This is a genomic window from Maribacter sp. 2-571 (assembly GCF_050589625.1).
Taxonomy (GTDB): Bacteria; Bacteroidota; Bacteroidia; order Flavobacteriales; family Flavobacteriaceae; genus Pelagihabitans.
The window spans coordinates 1-21,507 of the sequence record NZ_JBNGOP010000018.1 but is presented as its reverse complement, the minus strand read 5'-3'; the positions used below and the strand labels follow the sequence as shown (position 1 = coordinate 21,507).

Sequence of the window (21,507 nt, the reverse complement as noted above, 5' to 3'; positions counted from 1 at the left end):
CTTCAATTAAAGTAAGGAAAAATGGCCGCCCGATATTCCCAGGCAGTCGATAGAAAGAGTCCCATAAAAATAATGGCGACCACAAACTTCATAAAAGTACCGGTCAGGAAACCTAAAAAAGAACCAAAGGCCGCTTTGAGGGCCGTTTTGTTGTCGGCCTTATTGGAGAGTTCCCCTATAAGCGCTCCCAGGAAAGGACCGACAATGATCCCCCCTGGAATCGGTGCCAATAGTCCGACGATCAATCCTATTGTGGTGCCGATGACGCCCGCTCGGGTACCTCCGAACTTCTTGGTGCCTATTGCCGGTATTACATAGTCCAGGGCAAACACAATCAGGGCCACGGCGGCGGTTATTCCCAAAAACCACCAATCATCGGGAACCGCGTCGGTGAGGTATAAAAGCAACAGACCGACCCAGCTTAAGGGAGGTCCGGGGAGTACCGGCAAAAAACTTCCAATGAGCCCCACGATGGTGAACAACAATCCGATCAGCAATAACGCAATGTCCATATAAAAGATGTTTGTGGTTTGACGAAGGTACTAATGATTTGTTACAGTCTTCGGCCGAAAAGCAGTTTCGTGCTGTAGGTTTCGAATATAGGTTTTAGCGATCATATAGTGACGATACGGACCGAACGGACAATCGCATTATATCGGTTGAACTATTTTTCAACTAAAAAATTAGTTTAAACTAAATATTTAGTTATATTTGAACTAAGATTTTAGTTTTAAACCGCTATCCATGAAAAAGGTAAAACAGTTGACAAAGGCCGAAGAGGAGGTCATGCAGGTACTATGGCAATTGGAGCGCTCCAATGTGGCCACCATAATTGAAGCGCTCTCCGAACCAAAACCTGCTTATAATACCGTTTCTACTATTGTCCGTATTCTGGAAAGCAAGGGTTTTGTTGGTCATGAAAAAGAAGGGAAGGGGCACATTTACCATCCCTTGGTGAAAAAAGGGGACTATAGCAATCAATCGATCAACAAATTGGTCGATGGTTATTTTCAAGGATCGTTCAAAAGCATGGTCTCTTTTTTTATGAAGAAAAATGATTTGGACCTTTCCGAGTTGGAGGCGATCATGAAGGAAATTAAAAAAGACGACGCATGATACGGTATCTATTGGAGTGCATTGCCTTTCAACTGGTTTTTTTGGTCATTTATGACCTTTGGTTAAAAAAGGAAACCTTTTTTCAGTGGAACCGGGCGTATCTGATGTTTACCTATTCCATATCCTTGGTACTACCGTGGGTAAAGCTTGAAGCCTTTCGGAATACGGTTCCAAAAGCTATTGAGGGATATACGGCATTTTTGATACCCCTCCAGGAAACTAAGATCGTAGAAGTGACCGCTCAGGCTCCAATGGTCTCCCTTTCTTGGCAGGAGGTCGTCTATATTGCGGGCACGGTTTTGGCCGCTTTGTTCTTGGGATATAAAATGATACGGCTCTATCGCCTTCGCAGAAAGGGAACCCTATCGGTTTTTCCGAACTTCACCCGGATCATCATCGCGGACAGTAACGCGGCCTTCTCCTTTTTTAAATCCATTTTTTTGGGGGACCAGGTTTTGGCGCGTGAACATAAAACCATCATTGAACATGAGTTGGTCCATATTAAACAATGGCATTCGGCGGACCTTATGTTTTTTGAGTTGATGCGCATTGTTGCCTGGTTCGATCCGTTGGTATATGTATATCAGGCCCGTATTGCCGAGGTACATGAATTTATTGCCGATGCCAAGGTGGCCAAGACCAACAAAAAGCAACAGTATCAAGAACTCCTTTCCCAGGCGTTCCAAACAGATCATATTTCATTCATCAATCATTTTTTCAAAACATCATTAATCAAAAAACGAATCGTCATGTTAACAAAAGCAAAATCAAAGCGCATTTTACAATTAAAGTATTTGTTACTGCTCCCTTTCTTATTCGGAATATTGTGTTATACCTCCTGTGAACGGGAATCGGGAACCAACGGATCTTCCACCGCTAGTATAGTGGTGGCCGATGTGGAAAACCTTTCGTCTTCCGAGGAAAAAAGCTTGATCTCCGGTCTTCGGTCGTTGGCCGATACGGATAATGATTTTAAACTCTCGGACGCCACCACCGTCATTACGTTTCGGCCTGCTTCCGAAGGTTCGTTCATTTCAGGGCCGAGCGGGGAACTGCTCCCTGTACAAATGACCATCGACTCTGAAACGGTGGGTTCGGATTTTAGTCTTTTTGATGCCAAGGCGGAACAATTGAAGGTAGCATTGGACGGTGATAGCGCGGCTTTTGGAACCGTTGAGCAGTTTCCGGTTTTTCCAGGTTGTGAAGGGGCCGCGAATGGTAGGGAGTGTTTCCAAAAAATGATGCAAAAGCACATCGGCAAAAACTTCCGTTATCCGTTGGAAGCCCAACAAAAAGGAATTGAGGGTAGGGTTTCGGTAATGTTCGTTATCAATACGGAAGGCCGGATACAGGGCCTTCGAACCCGGGGGCCGCACCAGCTCTTGGAGGATGAGGTAGTCCGTAATGTGTCCCGACTCCCACCTATGGTCCCCGGAAAGGCATCCGGTAAAGCGGTCAATGTGTCGTACTCCTTACCGGTGCATTTTCGTCTGGAAGGACAAGGTATGAGTCCGCAGGAAGTAATTGCAAACGAGAAAAGAGAATCGGAACGGCTTGCATCGCTTCCACAGAACGTTATAGCGCTTTTAAAAAATTCGGTTCCTTTTGAAATGGTAGAACAGGTGCCGGTGTTTCCCGGTTGTGAGGACGATTCGGACGGAAGGGCCTGTTTTCAAAAAATGATGCGGGCACATATTACAAAACACTTTCAATACCCAAAAGCTGCCCAGGAAGCGAAAATCCAAGGTCGGGTAAGCGTCATGTTCCTTATTTCAAAAGAAGGTACCATAGCGCATATCGCCAAAAGAGGTCCCGACCCTGTGCTAGAAGCCGAGGCCGAACGGATCATTTCCGAGTTGCCAACAATGAAACCAGGTAAAAGGGCCAATGGCGACGCGGTAGGTGTGATGTACATGATACCCATAACATTTAAGCTACAATGAGAAAGGTTTGGCATGCTTTTTTGATCCTTCACTGTTCCTATGGCGCGGTCGCCCAGACACCTGCTGCCCGGGAACTTCAAGTGGCCGACAGTTTATATGCGCTAGGGAACTATGCCCGAGCGATAAACGCGTATGCAGCTGTTTCTTCCAAAAGCGCAAACCTTCAAATTGCAAGGGCCTATCGGGCAATCGGTAATTATGATAAGGCCATTGCGCAATACGAACAGCTAACAAGCGAAGATTCCACGATGCAGATCGCACGGTTCGAATTGGGGAAGCTATTGTTAAAGACCGGCCGTTTTGATACGGGAAGAAAGCTTTTTACCGATTTGGTCAAACGCGACGGATCCAATGCCGAGTACCATTATTATTTGGGACTGCTCCATGAAAAAATGGACCAAACCGCAAGCAGTCTTGTGGCTTTTCGAAAAGCGGTTTCCATTGATAGTACCCATCTGCGAAGTCTTTTTAAGTTGGGCAAATACCATACCGTGCAACAAGAACGGGACGCTGCGCTGAAATATGTAGATCAGGGCCTACGGCTATATGGTAACGACGTGGCCATGATTAATTTAAAGGCACTGATCTTATACAACGACCACCAGTTCGAGAATGCCGTTCCGTGGTTCGAAAGGGTATTGGGGCACGGAGAGGAAAAACGATACGTTTACCTGAAACTTGCACATTGCTATCAAAAAAACTGGCAGTTCGACAAGGCAAAGGATACCTATACAAAACTTCTGTCCATGGACAACACCGATGCCGATGCCTATTTTGGCCTCGGGACCGTTCACCAAAACCTTAAACAGCTCGATAGTGCCGAAGTCGCCTACAAAAAGGCTATTGCGGTACAACAACCTTCATTGATAAAGGAATACAACGTCCTGGCCATGATCGCTCGGGAGCGGAACGATTTAAAAACGGCATTGGAATATTATCAAAAGGCCTATGCGGAAGATACCACAAATGAAACAGCGTATTTTCAAATCTGCACAGTGGCCGACCAGTACTACAAAGACCCTGAAATACGTTTGGGGTATTATCGAAACTTTCAAAAGAAATTTGGTACAAAAACCTCCTATGCATCCAGTATGGTCGAAAGACGTAGCCGGGAACTAAAAGAAGAAATCCATTTCGGGGCCAAAAAATGATGCCAAGGGACCACGGCAGGTCCTATTCCCAAAAAGGGTGCCGCTCCAAACGGCCTGTCTGACGAAAATATCGTAATTTTCAACGCGAATATCGTTGGAATGAAACACACGTTTTTCCTTTGTTTAATGGTTTTATTGACTGGCTGTGACCTGTTCGTTTCCCAAGAGAAAAAAACAAGGGAATTGGTAGAGCAGGAAATGGTGGCTATCGATTGGAACGAGGTCGATAGTTATCCCTTGTTCGCCAACTGCGACGAAACCCTTACCAAAGCCGGGCAGCGTGCTTGCTTTGAACAGGAGGTACTCTCCTATTTTACAAAAGCCTTGGAACATGTGAAGCTGACACCGGTTTCTGGACAGGATACCTTGGTACAGGTCGATTTTTTGGTAGATCGGGAGGGACAGGTATCCATTTTGGAGATTCAAAAAACTGCGGATACCGATGAGCAACTCCCTGACTTTGATGCCATGATTGCCGATGTGCTAGAGCACATGCCCAAATTGCAACCTGCCCTGAAACGCGGTATACCGGTAAAGGCCCGATTTCGGATTCCCATCGTTTTGGGTACTGTGAAGTAATCCAGTTTCTTTGGGGGTAACCAGTTGATAAGTTATGGGCCAAGAGTTATGAGTGGCGTGGATAAAAACTTCGGACATGCTGGGTGTTCGAATTTGAAGAAAAAAGATTTGGAGAACGAAAAAATCATATTGGGCATCGATCCCGGAACTACAATTATGGGGTTCGGATTGATCAAGGTAGTCAACAAAAAGATGCAGTTTATGCAAATGAACGAGTTGCTGCTTAAAAAGTACAACGACCCTTATACCAAGTTAAAGTTGATTTTTGAACGTACCATCGAATTAATCGACACCTACCATCCCGATGAAATTGCAATAGAGGCGCCTTTTTTCGGTAAAAACGTGCAGTCGATGCTGAAATTGGGACGTGCCCAGGGTGTGGCCATGGCCGCCGGACTTTCCCGTCAAATACCCATAACGGAATACCTCCCCAAAAAAATAAAAATGGCGATTACCGGAAACGGAAATGCCAGTAAGGAACAGGTGGCCAAAATGCTACAGGGCATGCTGGCCCTCAAAACACTCCCCAAAAATTTGGACGGTACCGATGGTCTTGCCGCAGCCGTATGCCATTTTTATAATTCCGGCCGCGTGGAAATCGGAAAAAGCTACTCGGGTTGGGATGCGTTTGTGAAGCAGAACCCTAAAAAGGTCAATTGACAATTAGCAATTAACAATAATCAATTAAAAATGAAGATAAACAATTGGTTTTATGAGTAAAAAGGAGAACCCATTAGCTGCCAAATCCTATACTTTTGCTTTGGAAATCGTTAAACTTTACAAGGGATTGATTAGGGACAAAAAAGAATATGTTCTTTCCAAACAATTGTTACGTTCGGGAACGTCGATTGGGGCAAATATTTCAGAAGCTAATGGAGCAATTTCACCTGCAGATTTTTCCGCCAAAATATCTATTGCTTATAAGGAAAGTTTGGAAACAAAGTACTGGCTTAGCCTGCTAAGTGATGCCGAATACCTTGAAAAGCAAAAAGCAAAGGATTTGATTCAAAATGCGGATGAGCTCTCCCGTATTATGTTTTCCATTCTTAAAGCTACTCGTTTGAAAAAGAAGTAAACCAAATCCATAATATATTTTGTTCATTGATTATTGTCCATTGTTAATTGTACAAACCGCGAATAAATGAGCGGTATCTACATCCACATCCCATTTTGCAAACAGGCGTGTCACTATTGTGATTTTCATTTTTCGACCGTTCTGGGGAAAAAGGAAGCCATGGTCGCCGCGTTGCGGGAAGAACTGCGTTTGCGGAAGGAGGAATTTAAGGAGGAGCTCGTAGAGACCATTTATTTTGGGGGAGGTACGCCATCCGTGTTATCTATGGCCGAAATTGACGCGATCATTGCTTCGGTTTACGAACATTATCGGGTAAGCGAAGCACCTGAAATTACGTTGGAGGCCAATCCGGACGACCTTACATCGGAAAAAGTAGCGGAATTGGCCGCATCCCCCATCAACAGGCTGAGTATTGGGGTACAGTCGTTCCATGAAAAAGATCTTAAGTTGATGAACCGGGCGCATGATGCCAAAGAAGCGATATCCTGTATTGAAGAAGCCTTACGTTATTTCGATAATATTTCCATCGATTTGATTTATGGGATACCCGGTATGGACGAGCGACAATGGCGTGAAAATATTGAGCGCGCGCTTTCCTTTCAAGTGCCGCATATCTCCAGTTATGCGCTAACTGTGGAGCCCAAAACACCCTTGGCAAATTTTGTGAAAAAAGGGCTGGTTACCGTGGTGGACGATGCCGTGGTCCAACAACATTTTCTGCTATTGGCTGAAATGTTGGAGGAGGCGGGTTATGATAACTATGAAATTTCCAATTTTGGAAAACCGGGATACTTCTCCAAAAACAATACCGCGTACTGGCAACAAAAAAAATATATTGGCATCGGTCCGTCCGCACATTCGTACGATGGTACACGTAGGGGATGGAACGTGAACAACAATCCCAAATATATAAGGGCTATAGCCGACGGGATGGTACCGATGGAAGTAGAAACGCTTTCTACGACCGATAAATACAATGAGTACATAATGACGGGACTACGCACCATTTGGGGCGTTTCTATGAATCAGATTTCCGCTGAATATGGAGTGAAGTATGCGGACTACGCCCTAGACAGGGCCGAAAAGTACATCGAAGATCATCTGTTGTATCTCGATGGCGATACCTTGCGCGCCACACGCAAAGGACTCTTTTTGGCGGACGGTATGGCAGCGGACCTTTTTATGGTGAATTTGGGGTGAACCGTAGCTTCCTATCGAATTTAGTAGTTTTGCGATGATAATCGTATTCGTTTATCCGGTTTTGAAGCATTTTCGAGCCGTGGTAGATTTTGTAATGCAGAAAACAGGTTTAACGCACAAATAGCAATTCGTGATTGCCAAGATTAAAAATAGGACTTTCGATCTTTCCGAACCTTTGGACATTTCCATATCCCTGCGGGGCGATGCTACCAATGTAAATGCCTGGTACGTAGATCACCCTAAAATAACGCCCCACATTTCGGAGGGGTTTGTGGGCAAGGTCACGGAAGGCGCTCCCATTAACTTTAACGATATTGCCTTCAATCCGCATGCCCATGGTACCCATACCGAATGTCTCGGGCATGTTACGGCGGAGTTTCATTCCATAAACCAAAAGCTGAAACAGTTTTTCTTTCTAACGGAAGTAGTGACCATTGCCCCTGAAAAGTATCAGGAAGATTTTGTGATTTCCCGAAAACAGTTACAGTACGCCCTTGGAAATAAAAAACGGGAGGCCGTGGTGATCCGTACCCTTCCCAATTTGGACGAAAAACGACAGCGCCACTATTCCAATACCAACCCACCTTATGTATTGGAGGAGGCCGCTCGGTTGCTTGTGGATAAGGGGATTCAACACTTATTGATCGACCTTCCTTCTGTGGACAAGGAAAAGGACAGCGGCGCATTGTTGGCACACCGTGCTTTTTGGGATTTGGAGGGAACGCCACGGGCCAATGCGACTATAACGGAGTTGGTGTACGTGGGGAACCATATTGCGGACGGGACTTATTTTTTAAACCTACAGGTGGCCCCTTTTGAAAATGATGCCAGTCCGAGCAGACCGGTGCTCTTCAAAACGGTATCCCAATAGCGGCGGCGCTACAAATCTTCTTATATTTAGCGTATGGATAACGTGTTCGACACTATTTTAGGATTGGCCCTCGGTGCTATCGCTACCTATTGGGTTTTTTCGGTTTTCCGAAAGAAGAAGGGAAAAGAGGTTACCAAACATCAGTCTACGGTACTTCTCGAAAAGATCAAGAGTGTTTGCAAACTGGTTTCGGTAGAAGGGGAGTTTGCCGAAATTTATACCTATGAAAATACCAAGGAACGGTTTTTGAGCTTGATCAGCAGTAAGAAGAAAGCGCTTATCGTCATCAATGCCAAGGCACATATTGGCTACGACCTGTCCAAAATTAGAATGACCTCCGATGTGGCGAACAAAAAAGTGACCCTTACCGATTTTCCGCAACCCGAGGTGTTATCGATCGAACCTGAACTGGAGTTTTACGATATTAAAAACGGCATGTTCAATGCCTTTACGCCAAGCGATCTTAATCTACTGAACCAAGAAGCGCGAAAGCATATTCGAGAGAAGATACCGCAAAGCGGTTTGATGCAGACCGCCCGAAAAGAGGCATTGGATACGATTTTGTTGATTGAAAGTCTTGCCGAAACCATAGGGTGGAAGTTGGACTATACCGCTTTGGAAATAGAGGCGGGATCGGTGAAGCCGAAACTATTGGAAGAAAAAAAGAGCGTCTTTAAAAGGGACGATAATCACTAAAACACAACTTTTGAAAAACCTATTGACCGTATTGGTACTTTTATTATTTACCATGATCGTTCATGGTCAAACCACAACAGATATGAAGGAATTTGATGCCAATTTTGCCCATACCGTATACTTTTGGTTGGAACACCCTGACAATGCCGAGGACTGTGCCGCTTTTGAGCGTTCGCTCCAAAAGTTTTTGGACACCTCTGCCTATGCCAAAACCAAATTTATAGGAAAACCGCCCCAAGCCAGTCGTGATGTTGTGGACGGCTCGTTTACGTATTCCCTGATCGTGACCTTTGCTTCCGCGGAGGACCAACAAAAGTATCAAGACGAGGCACCGCACAAACTGTTTATAGCGGAATCGAGCAAGCTATGGACCAAGGTAATCGTTTACGATTCCAAAGGCGTCAATTGATACCATTTCAACGTGCTCTTGTTGGATGTTGAAGAAGGAACCGAAACCATGAGCATGCGCATCCGTGCTGGCTTTTTGTTGCTAGCGTTGGCCTATTGAACGACTTTCAAAAAAGAACTGATGAACATCGAAGCTTTCCGTGAATACTGTCTCTCCAAAAAAGGGGTTACTGAATCGTTTCCATTTGACGAACAAACCCTGGTGTTCAAGGTGATGGGGAAGATGCTCGCCTTGTGTGGCTTGGAGCGTGTTCCGCCACAGGCCAATTTAAAATGTGATCCCGAAAGGGCCGTTGTACTTCGTGAGGAGTATGATGGTGCCATTATTCCGGGCTATCATATGAGCAAGGTACATTGGAATACCCTGTATTTCAACGACCTTCCCCCAAAATTGATTCTGGAACTGACCGACCATTCGTACGATTTGGTGGTTTCCAAGTTTACCAAAAAAGTAAAGGCCGAGTTTGATGCGTTTCCGCATCAAACCAGTTAAAGAGCGGTAATTAAGAAACACCATTTGCCGGACGCCCCGCTTCCAGTATCTTTGATATCAAAGTTTCTTTTAATGTCCACAGACCCATCACTTGTCACATTTTATAAAAATAGAGTCGCATCCTTTCAAGAAAAATTGGAAGAGGTTAAGCAAAGTCTTTTTGCATCGAGCATGCTTCGGCTGTTTGTCTTTTGCGTTTTTGTGGTAGGGACATTTGCGCTTTCCGGTGCGCCTAAATGGGTCGCGATCATTCCGCTTGGTGGCATCGCGTTGTTTCTCTATCTTTTGTCGCGCCATACCGACCTCAGGCTCAAAAGGGACACCTTGCAAGAATTGGTGACGATCAATGAAACCGAGATAAAAGTGCTCGCAAGGGATTTTCACGATCGTCCCGATGGAAGCGAGTATAAACATCCCTTACATTATTACAGTCAGGATGTAGATCTTTTTGGTAAAGGTTCGTTCTACCAATACCTCGATAGAACGGCCTTACAACATGGGAACGATACCTTGGCAACACTGTTGCTCGAAAATGCCATTACGGATATTCCAAAAAAGCAGGAAGCCATACGGGAATTGGCCGAAAAACCGGATTGGCGGCAGCACTTTACGGCTATCGCCAAGTTGGTAAAAACGGAAACGACTACGGAAGTGATCGTTGGTTGGATGGCCGATTATACGCCTTTTGTGCCGAAGCTTATGAAGTGGGTGCCATTGGCATTCTCCGGAATATCAATTACGGTTTTGATCGCCTATTTTTTCGGATTTGTACATGGTTTGCTTCCAATAGCCTGGATTTTTTTAGGGCTTGGTCTGTCCGGAGTCTATTTAAAGCGAATTAGGAATTTGGCCGGTCAGGCCTCAAAAATACAGAGCACCTTTCGGCAGTACCATAAGTTATTGGTATTGATTGAAAACGAAACCTTCGTTTCGCAAAAATTAGAGGAAATGCGGCAAACAGTCCTGTTGCAAAAAGGAAAGACCTCTACGTTCTTACGACAATTTGCCAAGTTGTTGGGCGGACTCGATAGCAATAACAATGTCTTTTATTTGATTTTTGGCAACGGATATTTCCTAGGGGGACTTTCATACGCTTTTCGGGTAGAACAATGGATACGGGACCATGGTCCGGAAGTCTCCAAATGGTTCGATGTTGTGGCTTTTTTTGATGCCCATAACACGTTGGGAAATTTTACGTACAACCATCCAACCTATACCTTCCCGGAAATTGTGGAGGCCGATATCGTTTTGGATGCAAAACAGGTGGCCCACCCTTTGTTGGACCCTTCCAAAAGTGTCAAGAACGATTTTTTGATCGACAATGAGGCGTTTTTTATTGTCACGGGGGCCAATATGGCAGGGAAAAGTACGTTTTTGCGCACCGTATCGCTACACATCGTTATGGCCAATATGGGCTTGCCCGTTTGTGCCGAAACCGCACGCTACGCGCCCATAAAGCTCATTACGAGCATGCGTACCACGGATTCCCTAACGGATGACGAGTCCTACTTTTTTTCCGAACTGAAACGGCTCCGTTTTGTAGTAGACAATATTCAGCAGGATCGTTATTTCATCGTATTGGATGAAATTCTAAAAGGGACCAATAGTATCGACAAGGCCAAAGGTTCCCGTCAGTTTGTAGAGCGATTGGTAGGGTCGGGGGCAACGGGAATCATCGCTACACATGATTTAAGTCTTTGCGAGGCTTCCGAAAAATGGCCCCGGATACAGAACTACTATTTTGATGCCGAAATCGTAGACGGGGAACTGTTTTTCGATTACACTCTCAAACAAGGGATTTGCCAAAACATGAACGCCTCGTTTTTGTTGAAAAAGATGGGGATCGTGGGGTAGGAGTGGTTGTTTTTTGTTGAGAATTGATAGTTTGCGGTAGTCAGTAGTCAGTAGTCAGTAGTCAGTATTTAGTAGTTGTAAAACATTTAAACCAAGTAGATAATGGGATTGGATTCAGTCGAATTAGTAATGTCAATTGAGGACAAATTCGGAATACGAATTGAGGATTCCGAAGCGGAAAACATATATACGGTTCAAGATTTCGCAGATATTGTTTTCAGCAGAATTATTAAAAATCCTACGGATAAATGCCTCACCCAAATAGTATTTTATCGAATAAGAAAAGTGTTAAGAAATTTGAGTTCAAGCCAAAAGAAAATAGGATCTGATACGAAAATATCAGAATTGCTTACTCAAACGGAACTAAAAGAAAAATGGAGTCAATTTGAAACAGAACTCGGACTTGAAATACCTTGTTTGGTTGCTTTAGATTTCAATCCAGAATTAGATTCTCACGTCAAAATTTTCGGAATTAAAACCATTAAACGGACAATGCCTGTTTCCAGAGGAACAATCAGGCAGTTAATCGATTGGACAATATCTTTAAACCGAGATAAACTAATCGATATTGAAAAAGTATCTAGCAAATATGAAGTTGAGCGGATTATTTGCGGAATTACGGAAGATAGAATTGGCGTACCAATAAGCGAAATTGAATTACATCATTCTTTCGCAAATGATTTAGGGGTTGACTAAGAACGTTTTATAACAAAGCCCAAACATAATGCGGACTTTAGGGCCAAACCGAAAGGTCTGAGTATATTTATAATGTCGCTAAACCCTAAGGATTTAGCTTTGGAAAATAAAAGAAAAAGTAAAACCAAAAACTTTTGCTTGGTGCTAAGACGAAAACAAAAGGTTTCCTAGCCTTCGCACTACGCTTACCCGAACCGTTAGTGAAAAATAGTGTATTAAATTTAGACTTGAATTTGACATTTGTGTTTGAATTTGATACTTGAACTTGACACTTGAACTTGAAACGTTAACCCTATCCTTATGGATTCTTTGACCCAAATAGTACTCGGCGCTTCGGTAGGTGAAGCGGTTTTAGGTAAAAAAGTAGGTAATAAGGCCATATGGTACGGTGCCATTGCGGGTACTATTCCTGACCTTGATGTTTTGGTAAATTATGTTACCGATACCGTTACCGCTATCGAATGGCATCGCGGCTTTAGCCATTCCCTTGTTTTTAGCGTTTTGTTCGCGCCCGTGTTCGGCTGGTTGGTATGGAAGCTGCATCGCGGTCGTGAGGCGAGCTGGAAGGACTGGTCCTGGCTCTTCTTTTGGGGGTTGTTTACCCATCCCGTATTGGATGCCTTTACGACCTGGGGCACCCAGTTATTTTGGCCTTTTAAAACACGTTTGGCCTTTCAGAACATTTTTGTAATCGACCCCTTATATACGCTACCTTTTTTAACCTTTCTACTATTGGCAATGTGCTATAAACGTACCACCGAAAAAAGGAGAACGTACAACCGGTTGGGCTTAGTGGTCAGCAGTGCTTACCTGTTGCTCACGCTGTTGTTGAAGGGAATCGCCTATGCCAAATTTACGGATAGCCTTACGGAACAAGGGATAGCCTATCAACAAATAGATACCCGGCCCACACCAATGAACACCTTGCTTTGGACGGCCAATATAGAAGCCGGCGATGCCTATTTGATAGGGAACTATTCGTTTTTCGATTCCAAGCCGATCCATTTTACGGCCTATCCCAAAAACCATCAGTTGTTGGGTGATTTAAAAACGAACGACAACGTAAATCGCCTCATTACCATAGCCGAAGGGTGGTATACGATCAGTAAAAGGGAAGACCGTTTGTATTTCAACGACCTTCGTTTTGGATTGCTCAGTATAGACCCCAAGGAAACGCAGTTTGTGTTCAGCTATGAATTACGGCCCACGGCAACGGGAATAACCGTGATGGAAACACCCAAATACGATACGGATGCCAAACGGCTCCTGTCTTCCTTATGGAAAAGAATTTGGGGAAACTAAAATTGTTCGTATGCGGTATCTTCTTTTTCTGTTAGGTTTTTTTGGAGCGCTTCTTTTTGTAACCACCAGTGTTTGGGCAGGATTGCAAATACCGGGCTATGATCCTATTTCGCAATTTATTAGCGAAAGTTACGCCAACGGGGTGCCAAATGCCGACATTTTTCAAAAGGCTTTTTTTATAGCGGGAATATTGCTTGCCAGTTTTGGTTTTTTGGCCCCTATCGGTTTACCACGGAGTTTGAGATTAAAGGTGTGCTTTTTTACGTTCGCCCTGTGCTATGGTGTTGGAACGATGGTTACGGCATATTTCCCTTGCGATTTTGGCTGTGTTTTGGATAAGGAACATCCGTCGGCTTCTCAATTGATACACAATACTATGGGTCTGTTGACTTATATTACGGTACCTTTCTGTTTGCTTGGAATAGGCTTTGAACTTAAAAAAAAGGATATACCATCAAAATTGTGGCTAGTTTCACTGGTGTGCGGTGGTGTGTCACTGACTTTTGTAGTACTTTTATTTGCCGACCCCGAAGGTCCGTATATCGGTCTGTTCCAAAGGATCATCGAAGGGGGCATCTTAAGCTGGACCTTGTGCTGTGCCAGCTTCTTTTTAAAATCATCCAAAAACTGAAACCGTGAAAAATTGTTATCGTTTGCTACCGCTTCTTGGCCTGGTGTTGCTATTAACCGCTTGCAAAGAGGAGCAAAAAGCGCCCGAAGCCCTGACCAATTATCAACAATGGCATACGGTGACATTGGATTTTGAGGGGCCGGAAACAACGGAGGCCGCTGAAAACAATCCATTTTTAAATTATCGATTGCAGGTTACCTTTACCCACGCCGAAAAACAGTATAAAGTACGTGGTTTTTATGCCGCCGATGGTAATGCCGGGGAAACCGGGGCCGATTCGGGGAATGTTTGGCGCGTACGCTTTACCCCCGATAGAATAGGGGAATGGACATACACGGCCCAACTGGAACAAGGCGATTCCATTGCTGTGAAACCGAATTCCGAAAATGGGACCGGTATTGAAATTAAAGGGGCTAAAGGGGTGTTCGAGGTAGTGCCTTCGGATAAACGGTTACCCGACTTTCGGGCAAAAGGCCGATTGGTGGTATCCAATGGCTATTTTAGGTTTGGGGAGGATGGCGCTTATTGGATCAAGGGGGGTGCCGATAGCCCGGAAAACCTACTAGCTTTTGAAGATTTTGACGGTACCTATCGTATGCAAAGTTCCAGGAATGACGGTGAGGCTCATACCAACGATACCATCCATAGTTTTATGCCGCATTTGGGCGACTGGGAAGAGGGCGATGTTAGCTGGCAAAACGGCAAGGGGAAAGGACTTATCGGCGCGATGAACTATTTGGCTTCCAAAGGAATGAACGTGGTTTATTTTCTGACGATGAACATCAAAGGGGACGGCAAGGATGTTTGGCCCTATAACGATCCGGACGATTTCACCCGTTTTGATGTGAGCAAACTGGCCCAATGGGAACTGGTATTTCAACACATGCAACAGAAAGGGCTGATGCTGCATATGGTACTCCAGGAAACCGAGAACGAAACGATGTTACATGATGGGGATACGGGACCGTTACGCCAGTTGTATTTTCAGGAGTTAATGGCGCGTTTCGGACATCATTTGGCCCTCAAATTCAATCTTGGGGAAGAAAATGGCCCGGCCGATTTTACTCCCATTGCGCAAAACGATGCTCAGCGCAAGGCAATGACCACCTATCTGAAAAAGATAGACCCTTATAACCATCCCGTGCTATTGCATACCCATTCCCATGAGCCCGCGCGAAGCAACGTGCTGGATTCTATTGTAGGTTTTAAGGAACTGGACGGCCTGTCGCTACAGGTGGACAAACGGGAATCGGCAGCGGGTATCCTCGCCGACTGGCGGGCGAAATCCAAACGGTCCGGAAAAGAGTGGTTGATAACGATGGACGAGATCGGAATGTGGCATACCGGGGCGGTACCCGACAGCGTAACCCCTCAGCACGATACCTTAAGGCGCTACGTGTTATGGGGAACCCTGATGTCCGGTGCTGCAGGGGTAGAGTGGTATTATGGCGCCCATAATGCTTACAACGATCTGAATACGGAAGATTGGCGTACTACAGATCGGTTATGGGAGTTGACGCACCATGCCATGCAGTTCTTTGAACAACATTTGCCCTATTGGGAAATGCAGCCCCGACACAATCTGATCGGTATTGATGAAGGGTATTGTTTTTACAAAAAGGGTACCGTGTATGCCGCGTATGTCCCCGGTCCGCAAAAGAACGTGACCCTTAATTTAGGGGATGAGACAGGCAAATTCAGCGTGCATTGGTATAACCCTCTTGAGGGTGGGGAACTACTGTCGGGAACCGTAAAACAGGTAGCGGCCGGAACTACTGTGGCACTTGGCTTGCCTTCGACCGTGGAAGAACAGGATTGGGTAGTGTTGGTGAAACGTATGGAGTAAAGCCTATCTGGTGGTAGTTGGTCAACAGGAATAAATAGAAAGGAAGGGGTACGTAGTGGGAGAAGCATTGGTTTTGTATTCGAATTTGATTGGGACGAAGGACAAAAAGACAAAAGAAGAAGGACTTGGACGGGTTAAAGGGTGATAGCAATTAGCAATTAACCGTAGCAGTTTGCAGTAAATTAGTGGTAAGTAAAAAGTAGTTAGTGGTGAGTAAAAAGTTTGAACTTTTTTAGGCTTTGTTCTTTCGGCACAGCGGTCTTTTTTCAATTAGCAGTTCGCACGGAGGCACTGCACTCCTAACTCATAACTCCAAACCCTGCACTAGTTTTGGGTTTGAATTTGACATTTGTATTTGAGCTTGACACTTGAACTTGACACTTGAGCTTGAATTTTTTCAGTCTTTGTTCCTTTTTCTTTCAGCGAAGCGGTCTTTTTTCAATTAGCAATTAGCAGTTTTACAGTAATTAGTGGTGAGTAAAAAGTAGTTAGTAGGTATTCCTCTAACTTTGAATTTGAACTTGACACTTGTTTTTGAACTTTACAAGCGGTTCACCTGCATGTCGTGAAAAGCATCCGCTTGACGGCGCATCAAGGCTTCGGCTTTTTGTTTTTTGTAGGCGTAAACTTCCTCTTCCTCGCTTATTTCCGCGTATATTTTTTCGTTCAATTGGGTATGGGTAGCATGTATTTTTTTTCGTTCTTCAACCTTTTGGGTAATCCACGTACCGATAGCCGATTCCTGATCTTCTAACTTCAAATCATATTCTCCTTTCGGTGCCAATAATTTTGCGATGATCGGGGCGGTTTCAATGGCCAAAAACAATAGGAAAATAAAGAACGAGGGAAGCCAGGGCAGTTCTTCCAGGGCGTTGATACGCGCCATTAACCCATCAAAACCATCGATTACGGGTTGCGTGTTGGCAACCACCGTTTCGTATTCCGTATTCCATTTGGTGATTTCGGACTCGATGGCCGCAATTTTTTGTGCATTTGTCTCCTTTAACAGTTGCAGTTCGGCCAAGGCGGCATCATGCTTTTCGCGTTTTTCGGTATAAACCGGCCCTTTGCCCAAAAGTTTGGTGCCTGCCGTTCCTTCCGCTTCCGAAATATAAATATCGTACAGCGCATCGGTAGCGGCTTCTTTTGTGGCTACCTCTTCTTTCAGTACCGCAATGTCCCGATTCAATTGTTCAACGGTAGGGGTGTATTGCAAGGACAATTGCTGTTTGTTCGCCAAGGTCATCTCGTTTTTTTGGGTCAGCAATACCTGGTTGATCTCTTTTTCAAAAATCTTCATTTCCAAAGGTTTGGAAATAACAACGGCGATGATGACCGCCAATATGATCCTTGGAAAGGCCTGCAACAGCTCATTGCCAAAACTCCCGCTTTTCTTTATGGTACTAACGATATATCGGTCCAGGTTAAAGATCAATAATCCCCAAATAAGACCAAAAAACACGGCAGTGTAAGGATTGTCAAAAACAGTATATAGGGCATAGCTACTGGCGATGAATGCCATTACCGCGGTAAAGAAAACGGTAGCGCCGATACCGGCATACTTGTTTTGTTCCCCTTCGGAACAGGTTTTTAAGAGCGTGGTGTCCGCTCCCGAGCAGAGAATGAAAAAGCGTTGTAACATGAGTGTTTCGTTTTATGGATACGCCATACACCCAACAGATGGGCCAATAGCGAATGGATTGATGATGTACTATACCGTGTCCTTGATTAGAGGGGGCTATTGCTATTAGAACGCTAATTGGTGCCATTTGTTACAAAAAAAGCCTTCAAATTGAAGGCTTTAGTTTTTTGGCTTGCAGTATCCTAAAAATGCGTATCGATTTTAACGACAGGCGTTTTTCCATTTTTTCGGGATACATCAATACTCAGTTTCTCATTGTTTTTTAAGATATCGATCGCACGGTCCGAAGTGATGCCGTTTCCCTTATAAAAAAACGCTGCTCCCTCTTTTGCCAATTCGATAACGAGGTCGAGCGGCGATTGCGGTTCGGGAGGGGAAGGGGGACTATTCGTATAGCTGCTCTTTATTTGGCCAGTGTTTAATACGCCAACTGCTATAGGGGCTGTGGGAGAATGTACAATGGATTGTTCATTGTAGACCTCTTGATGTTCAATAATTTCCGTTATTTCATCCTCAACGATCTCGACTTCGGGGGAGTGTAGTGGTTCCACTGGGTGAACGCCCTGAGTATGCCCCATACTCGGACTTACCGGAGGTGGAGGGGGCGGAGGAACGATGCCCGTACCACCGTTTGCTTTGGAAAAGTGGGTCTTTTTAAAGGCTGCATCCACCTTATCCAAAAAATCGTTGGAAACGTTACGGAGCTGCACTTGGGTGCTGGCCTCCGTATAATCGGTCTCCTCCCAATTGGCGGTGTAGGCATCAATTTTTTTGGGAAATGCATCCAGTGTTACCACCTCACCGTTCAGGACGATGCGATTGTTTTCAATGAGGATCACCAGTTCTTTTTTGCTTGTTTGCGCGCATTCAGGAAATGGGGGTGCTGCCGCCTTTTGCGCCGGGGTCATTTTTTGATAGGCAGCTTCAAGTTGTCGCAGGTCTTCAAGGGGGATTTTTCTATCTTCCTTAGGTTGTTTTAAATATTTTTGGGCCAAAACGCCATAGTTGGCAAGAGCTTCTTCGGATAACCCGCTCGTTGAAGGAATCTCCGCTTTTGGATCTTGGACATCCAAGGACTCCGTTTCTGAATTATTCTCCTGATCATTTTCCCGATCGTTTTCGTGTAGCGGGGGCACTGCTGTTTTTTCAGCGAATACGGTTATAACCCGGGATTCGGTAAAACTGAAGAACAAGAGTGCCAAGAGCGGCAGCAGTACGATGCTTTTAAGGACAATGACCTTTTTTGATGTTTGTGTTTTCATGACGGTAAAACGTTTTTTGATTGATGAATAATTGATTGCGTTGATGAACGACTGATTTCCTTTGGGCGCCATGTAGGACAGTAAGGTGTTTTGATAGGTCGATGAGGCCACACCTTTTTTTAACACCGCACGATCGGCAAGAAATTCATGATTTAGTTTTATGGCTTTTCTAAAAAAGTAGAGCAACGGGTGGAACCATAGCAGCACCAAAAGCACTTCAATAAGTACTACATCGATGCTGTGTATTTGTTTCGCATGGGTTTCTTCGTGCAAGAGCACCGCTTCGGGAATTTCATCAGATCGCAACTTCTCTCTGTTCAAAAAAATGTAATGGAAGAAGGTATGGGGTGGAAAATACTCCTCCAACAAAACACGGGTAAAAGGCGCGGTCCGCTCTTTAGGATTGCTACGGATCCTTTTGACGATTTGGAACAGCTGTTTGAAAAACCGAATACCGAAGAAGGCCAATCCCAAGAAATAAATACCCCATAGCAAGGGAGCGATATCCACGATGTCCGCTGTAAGTTTTTGTGGTACTTGCGGCGCCGGACTTGCCCCAACAAACGGGGTGGCCACTGTTTCGGTCGAAGGATATACCACCACACGTTCGGTAAACACCAATGCGGGGATGATAAAGGAAAAAACCAGCGCGCCCAAAAGATAAAAACGTTTAAAGGTATGTAGGCTTTCACGCTCCAGAAACAGCTTATAGAACACCAAGAGTGCGGCAAGGCAAATCCCGGATTTTAGAAGATATAACAGCATATTATTTCTTTTTGATTTGGTTGTCGATCAAGCTTTTTAGTTCTTCCAATTCTGCCTTGCTTAAATCGGTTTCTTCCGTAAAAAAAGAAGCGAATTGAGAGGCGCTATTGTTAAAAAAGTTCTTGATGAGTCCGTTCACATGTTTGGAAAAATAATCCTTCTTTTTTACCAAAGGGTAGTACTCGCGGGAACGTCCCGAACGGGTGTAGGCCACAAAGCCCTTATCGCTCATGCGTTTGAGCAAAGTGGCGACCGTAGTGGTGGCCGGTTTGGGGTCGGGGTATGCCTCCAAAAGGTCTTTCATAAAAGCCTTTTGTTGCTTCCATAAAATGTTCATCAATTCTTCCTCCGATTTCGACAATTGCATGTAGCAGCGTTTTGGTTCGAAAATTTCGATATTGTTCTACAAACATAGAGCAAATATTTTAATTCTACAAATGTAGAGTTTAAAAAGAAGTTGAATCACGGGTAGTTACCCCTTGCTGGGTCCCAACAATTATCCGAAGCGTAGGGAAGATATTATACCCTTTCAACTTTGAAACGGTACGTATAGAAATTGAATTATTTTTGGGTATTCAAGGCGAAAAACGGAAGCATAGCCGTAGCTACGGTTAGATCCCCAGTCAAGCTGGGGACAGGCTTTTAACGAAGAATAACTGAAAAAGAAACCATTTATTAGTGCTATTTCAAAGTTAAAAGGGTATTAGATAGTAGCGGAAGCAGGTAGTCCTAGGATTTCTGCATTCTCGGACTTGCCACAATCGAAAGTACGGCGGCGAAGAGCCCCACGATCAATAGGGAGCTGCCATTGAGAATGCCCAATTCCCATCCTAAAATGGTAAACAAAGAGGCGATTACGATATATACCGTGGCCATATCGGCTAGGATATAGGAAAGTTCTTCCCTTCCAAAGCCGCTGAACAACAGATGGCGGTTCTGCCCCATTTCAAGCAGGGGGCCGATGATTTTTTTAAGATATAAGATCAAAAATACAATAAGGGACAATTTTGTGGCAATGGTGAACAAATGGGTAGTTGTCCAACCGAAAAAGGGAGACAAATAATTGCCTGCGAAACAAATAATCAGGAGCATTCTGCTATAGTCCAGTGCGGTCCTCTCATTTTTTTGATACAATTGGATGCCCAGGAAAACAACCATTCCGATAACACCCAGTAGGGTAAGAAATGAAGGGACGATTTTAAACAGCGCACCGAATACGGTAACCGAAATACTTAACCTGAAACACAGGTCGGTTTTTTCTTTTGAAAGGAACATAACAGCAAGTAGGTTAAATTTGGTCCATCCATAACGAAAATAAAGCTGTTTTAGTGCGGTCGCTGGGTATTAAATTTCTGTAGCGGTCTTTTTTCAATTGACAATGAACAATTAGCAATAAACAATGTGTACAATGAAGTATTAACCTAAAACGGTCAACCCTGATCAGGGAAGTACAATTAGTAAAAAGCGGTTAGCAGGTACGCTTCTGATTTTTTTGAATTTGATACTTGAGTTTGAACTTTTTTAGTCTTTGTTCCTTGTTCCTTGTTCTTTAAGCGTAGCGGTCTTTTTTCAATTAGCAATTAGCAATTAGCAATTAGCAATTAGCAATTAGCAATTAGCAGTTGCGGTTGGCAGTAATTAGTGGTGAGTAAAAAGTAATTGGTAAAAATTGGTTAGCGGTAATTCTTCTAGATTTGAGTTTGAACTTGACACTTGCACTTGAACTTGTCTTTTGTCCTTGTTCTTTCAGCGCAGCGGTCTTTTTTCAATTAGCAATTAGCAATTAGCAATTAGCAATTAGCAGTTGGCGGTAATTAGTGGTGAGTAAAAAGTAGTTAGTGGGTATTGCTCTAATTTTGAATTTGACGTTTGAATTTATTTTTTCACCTACTCACTACTCACTACTCAATAGTGTCCGGTTGTAACTAAAAGATTTTCAATTGGTTGCAATTGTCGTTCTTTGAAATTTGAAATTCG

Annotated in this window: 21 protein-coding genes; 16 read left to right on the top strand and 5 right to left on the bottom strand. The window is 44.2% G+C overall.

Features of this window, described 5'->3' with window-relative positions:
- Positions 1-2: 2 nt before the first annotated feature.
- On the bottom strand, positions 3-512 hold the full coding sequence (locus tag ACRD7P_RS13545) for a DUF456 domain-containing protein (protein ID WP_430908169.1): 510 nt from the start codon (positions 510-512) through the stop codon (positions 3-5).
- A gap of 232 nt (positions 513-744) precedes the next feature.
- Here ACRD7P_RS13545 and ACRD7P_RS13540 point away from each other — a divergent pair, with 232 nt between their 5' ends.
- The 16 genes from ACRD7P_RS13540 to ACRD7P_RS13465 all read left to right on the top strand — a co-directional run bounded on the left by ACRD7P_RS13540 (position 745) and on the right by ACRD7P_RS13465 (position 15,861).
- The gene (locus tag ACRD7P_RS13540) at positions 745-1,116 is read left to right on the top strand and encodes a BlaI/MecI/CopY family transcriptional regulator (RefSeq protein ID WP_430908168.1); all 372 of its coding nucleotides are present in this window, start codon (positions 745-747) and stop codon (positions 1,114-1,116) included.
- Positions 1,113-3,059 carry a TonB family protein gene (locus ACRD7P_RS13535; RefSeq protein ID WP_430908167.1) on the top strand — a complete coding sequence of 649 codons (1,947 nt, stop codon included), beginning with the start codon at positions 1,113-1,115 and terminating at the stop codon, positions 3,057-3,059. Before ACRD7P_RS13540 ends, ACRD7P_RS13535 begins: the two co-directional genes overlap by 4 nt.
- Complete coding sequence (locus tag ACRD7P_RS13530; protein WP_430908166.1) at positions 3,056-4,210, top strand: tetratricopeptide repeat protein; 1,155 nt, start codon at positions 3,056-3,058, stop codon at positions 4,208-4,210. Before ACRD7P_RS13535 ends, ACRD7P_RS13530 begins: the two co-directional genes overlap by 4 nt.
- Positions 4,211-4,309: 99 nt before the next feature.
- The gene (locus ACRD7P_RS13525) at positions 4,310-4,789 is read left to right on the top strand and encodes an energy transducer TonB (RefSeq protein ID WP_430908165.1); all 480 of its coding nucleotides are present in this window, start codon (positions 4,310-4,312) and stop codon (positions 4,787-4,789) included.
- Positions 4,790-4,897: 108 nt separating this feature from the next.
- The gene (gene ruvC, locus ACRD7P_RS13520) at positions 4,898-5,449 is read left to right on the top strand and encodes a crossover junction endodeoxyribonuclease RuvC (protein ID WP_430908164.1); all 552 of its coding nucleotides are present in this window, start codon (positions 4,898-4,900) and stop codon (positions 5,447-5,449) included.
- A 52-nt stretch (positions 5,450-5,501) separates the two neighbouring features.
- Positions 5,502-5,864 (top strand): four helix bundle protein, encoded by a 363-nt coding sequence (locus ACRD7P_RS13515; RefSeq protein ID WP_430908163.1) that lies wholly within the window; start codon positions 5,502-5,504, stop codon positions 5,862-5,864.
- 66 nt (positions 5,865-5,930) lie between these two features.
- The gene (hemW, locus tag ACRD7P_RS13510; RefSeq protein WP_430908162.1) at positions 5,931-7,064 is read left to right on the top strand and encodes a radical SAM family heme chaperone HemW; all 1,134 of its coding nucleotides are present in this window, start codon (positions 5,931-5,933) and stop codon (positions 7,062-7,064) included.
- A gap of 130 nt (positions 7,065-7,194) precedes the next feature.
- On the top strand, positions 7,195-7,935 hold the full coding sequence (locus tag ACRD7P_RS13505) for a cyclase family protein (protein ID WP_430908161.1): 741 nt from the start codon (positions 7,195-7,197) through the stop codon (positions 7,933-7,935).
- Positions 7,936-7,968: 33 nt separating this feature from the next.
- On the top strand, positions 7,969-8,631 hold the full coding sequence (locus ACRD7P_RS13500; RefSeq protein WP_430908160.1) for a DUF4230 domain-containing protein: 663 nt from the start codon (positions 7,969-7,971) through the stop codon (positions 8,629-8,631).
- A 52-nt stretch (positions 8,632-8,683) separates the two neighbouring features.
- Entirely contained in the window at positions 8,684-9,040 is a 357-nt protein-coding gene (locus ACRD7P_RS13495) for a Dabb family protein (protein WP_430908225.1), read from the top strand.
- Positions 9,041-9,160: 120 nt separating this feature from the next.
- Complete coding sequence (locus ACRD7P_RS13490; RefSeq protein WP_430908159.1) at positions 9,161-9,532, top strand: MmcQ/YjbR family DNA-binding protein; 372 nt, start codon at positions 9,161-9,163, stop codon at positions 9,530-9,532.
- Positions 9,533-9,604: 72 nt separating this feature from the next.
- On the top strand, positions 9,605-11,386 hold the full coding sequence (locus ACRD7P_RS13485; protein ID WP_430908158.1) for a MutS-related protein: 1,782 nt from the start codon (positions 9,605-9,607) through the stop codon (positions 11,384-11,386).
- 102 nt (positions 11,387-11,488) lie between these two features.
- Positions 11,489-12,082 carry a phosphopantetheine-binding protein gene (locus ACRD7P_RS13480; RefSeq protein WP_430908157.1) on the top strand — a complete coding sequence of 198 codons (594 nt, stop codon included), beginning with the start codon at positions 11,489-11,491 and terminating at the stop codon, positions 12,080-12,082.
- Between the two features lie 300 nt (positions 12,083-12,382).
- Positions 12,383-13,384: a metal-dependent hydrolase gene (locus ACRD7P_RS13475; RefSeq protein WP_430908156.1), complete on the top strand. Its 1,002-nt coding sequence runs from the start codon at positions 12,383-12,385 to the stop codon at positions 13,382-13,384.
- 10 nt (positions 13,385-13,394) lie between these two features.
- Entirely contained in the window at positions 13,395-14,015 is a 621-nt protein-coding gene (locus tag ACRD7P_RS13470) for a DUF998 domain-containing protein (protein WP_430908155.1), read from the top strand.
- A 4-nt stretch (positions 14,016-14,019) separates the two neighbouring features.
- Positions 14,020-15,861: a DUF5060 domain-containing protein gene (locus tag ACRD7P_RS13465; protein ID WP_430908154.1), complete on the top strand. Its 1,842-nt coding sequence runs from the start codon at positions 14,020-14,022 to the stop codon at positions 15,859-15,861.
- A gap of 541 nt (positions 15,862-16,402) precedes the next feature.
- On the opposite strand, the gene ACRD7P_RS13460 is transcribed toward ACRD7P_RS13465, so the two are convergent.
- From ACRD7P_RS13460 to ACRD7P_RS13445, 4 genes are all read right to left on the bottom strand, one after another.
- Entirely contained in the window at positions 16,403-17,503 is a 1,101-nt protein-coding gene (locus ACRD7P_RS13460) for a DUF4407 domain-containing protein (RefSeq protein ID WP_430908153.1), read from the bottom strand.
- Positions 17,504-17,685: 182 nt separating this feature from the next.
- Positions 17,686-19,530, bottom strand: a complete 1,845-nt coding sequence (locus ACRD7P_RS13455) for a M56 family metallopeptidase (protein ID WP_430908152.1) — start codon at positions 19,528-19,530, stop codon at positions 17,686-17,688.
- A gap of 1 nt (position 19,531) precedes the next feature.
- A complete protein-coding gene (locus ACRD7P_RS13450; protein ID WP_430908151.1) occupies positions 19,532-19,897 on the bottom strand; it encodes a BlaI/MecI/CopY family transcriptional regulator in 366 nt (121 codons plus the stop codon).
- 362 nt (positions 19,898-20,259) lie between these two features.
- Positions 20,260-20,805: a hypothetical protein gene (locus ACRD7P_RS13445; RefSeq protein ID WP_430908150.1), complete on the bottom strand. Its 546-nt coding sequence runs from the start codon at positions 20,803-20,805 to the stop codon at positions 20,260-20,262.
- Positions 20,806-21,507 lie beyond the last annotated feature (702 nt).